General features: G+C 38.4%; 2 protein-coding genes. Both read left to right on the top strand.

The genetic code is table 11. The features are described 5' to 3' along the window. The first annotated feature begins 101 nt into the window (after positions 1 to 101). Positions 102 to 1,031, top strand: a complete 930-nt coding sequence (locus tag ENL20_06705; GenBank protein HHE38246.1) for an ABC transporter ATP-binding protein — start codon at positions 102 to 104, stop codon at positions 1,029 to 1,031. A 202-nt stretch (positions 1,032 to 1,233) separates the two neighbouring features. Then, complete coding sequence (locus ENL20_06700) at positions 1,234 to 2,463, top strand: ABC transporter permease (protein ID HHE38245.1); 1,230 nt, start codon at positions 1,234 to 1,236, stop codon at positions 2,461 to 2,463. Positions 2,464 to 2,718: the final 255 nt, after the last annotated feature.

Genomic DNA, 2,718 nt, shown 5'->3' with positions numbered 1-2,718 from the left:
GATGAAATATTTAAAAAATCAATCGTTTGTGTAAAACAAGATGCTATCTTGTTAAGAAAAAATAACAGCTTTGCAAGTTGTTTTACTGGGAAGGGAAGAATATGATCAACTTAAAAAACATCTCTAAAAACTACGGAGAAAATAAAGCTCTGCAAAATGTATCCTTAAAGATCGAAAAAGGAGAACTCTTCGGTCTGCTCGGTCCGAATGGAGCAGGAAAAACAACGATGATAAATATCATAAATACATTCCTGCCGTTCGATGAAGGAGAGATTTTCATAAATGATCTATCGTTAAGAGATAATAAAGAAAAGATCAAACAAAAGATCGGCATCATCCCGCAGGAAATCGCACTTTATGATGAATTAACAGCTTTTGAAAACCTGAAATTCTGGGGAGAAATTTACAGCATTTCCAAACCTGAACTGAAAAAACGCTGTGAAGAAATCCTGAAAATGGTTGGACTTTATGACCGTCGAAATGATCCTCTGAAAAAATATTCCGGTGGAATGAAACGACGCATAAACATCGCTGCCGGACTTCTTCACAACCCGGAAATAATATTAATGGATGAACCGACTGTCGGAGTTGATCCGCAATCCAGGAATTTCATTTTCGAGATGATCGAGCAGTTGAATTCTATCGGCAAAACGATCATTTTCACCACGCATTATATGGAAGAAGCAGAAAGATTATGTAAGCGGATTGCGATCATTGATCACGGAAAGATAATCGCTTTGGGAACAAAAGAAGAATTGTTCAAACTTCTGGAAGATGAAAACAGTATAACCATCAAATTCAAAAATAGCATCGATTTCAAGGAATTCCAAAAAGTATTGAATGAGTTCCAATTAACAAAAATCAGTAATAATTCAATATTAATTTCAGGAGAAAATCTGATTGGAAATTTGTCCGGAATTCTTAATTCAATCAAACAAAATGAAGATGAAATCGAAGAAATTGATTTCAACAAACCAAACCTGGAGAAACTCTTCCTGAAATTGACCGGAAGGGAATTGAGAGACGAATAAATATTGGCAAGACTTGACTCGCAAAGACCGAAGGAAGTGTGAGTCGAGAATTGCCTGCTGTTTATATTGGTTGTTCTTAACTCACGCTTCGCTGCGAGTCAAAGAATAAACACACCTCCCGGCTAAAGCCGGACTCCTCTCAAGAGGAGATTTTCCTCTCCTTTTAGAAGAGGATCAAGATGAGGTAAAAGGAGAAAAATTAATGAACATAATACCACTCATAAAAAAGGATTTTAAAATGTTTTTCAAAAGCAGATCAGCAGTTGCTTTAACCTATCTCGTGCCGATGGTGATCACACTCATTTTCGGAGCAGTATTCGGTGGATTTGGAAAAACGGGAGGAATCAACGAGATCAAGGTTATACTGGTCGATGAAGATAGAACCGAATTTTCCAAAAAATTTACTGCAATTCTGGATAGTCTGCAGGAACTGGCTGTTCATACGAAACGAAAAAAGAATGATGAATATATCCCGTTCGATCAGAATTCCATGGATGAATGGATCAGGGAAGGAAAGCGCAAACTCGGGATCTATATTCCCAAAGGATTTGAGAAAAGTATTCTAACCGGTAGAAAAATCCCGCTTGAAATCCATTTTGATCCCAAATACCAGATCGAATACGGAATCACAAACGGAATTATCAACAAAGTTCTGATGGAGAATTTCCCCCAGATTCTGCTGAAGAACATAATGAAAAGTCCCTTCTTCCGGCAGTTTTCTTCTGCAGAAGCACGGGATCCGATTCTTGATAATAAATCACAAAACTTCGGAAAAATGGATAATCCCGTCGATTTGAAGTCAGTGAAATTACTTGGCAAAGCAAAAGAAAATTCCATGTTCGCCCAATATGTAGCGGGAATGGCTGTGATGTTCCTCCTATTTTCAGTAACTCACGCCGGAGCATCACTGATCGATGAGAAAAATAACGGCACGATCAATCGTCTGCTCATCGCTCCTGTGAGAAGAAGCGAGATCCTGGTCTCCAAAATGTTTTACATCAGTTTGATGGGATTATCTCAACTGATCGTACTTTTTATTTTCGGCTGGCTGGTTTTCAGCCTCAATATTTTCAAGGATGTTTCTGCTCTTGTCGTGATGATCATTGTCACCGCTCTTGCCTGTGCATCTGTCGGGATTTTCATCGCTTCTATCTGCAAGAACCAGCAACAGGTGGGAAGTCTTTCCACCTTGATTGTATTGGGAATGTCCGCTCTTGGTGGTTCCATGTTCCCCAGCTTCATAATGCCCAGATATATCCAGACGATCGGCAAATTCACTCTCAATCACTGGGCAATGAAAGGAATAACCGACATTTTCTGGTACAGCAAACATCTGGCTGATATTTTCCCCAGCGTTTTAATTCTGCTCGGAATTACGGTTATGTTTTCTTTTATTGCGATCAGGATTTTTAATAAAAGGCTGCTGGAATGAGGAAGAAAGGAGAAGGTAAAACCGGAGAAAAGGAGAAATGGAAAACCTTCAATCGAGCAATCATCAGTTGAAAGTTTTAACGCGAATTCAATTTTTTTCGACTTAACGATTCAATAGCTCGATCAAGGTATAAGCATGATTTCTCTAATTTGCTGACCTGATCCTGCTATATTCCAAATAGAGGTTGGTTACTATATCAAGGACTAATATTGAAGATTTCTTTTTATTCGTATTTTGCTGTTGCTTGATCTATTG

The sequence above is a fragment of the Candidatus Cloacimonadota bacterium genome, assembly GCA_011372345.1.
Lineage (GTDB): Bacteria > Cloacimonadota > Cloacimonadia > Cloacimonadales > TCS61 > DRTC01.
The sequence above is the reverse complement of the archived record's forward strand: the minus strand, read 5'-3'. Positions and strand labels throughout refer to the sequence as shown.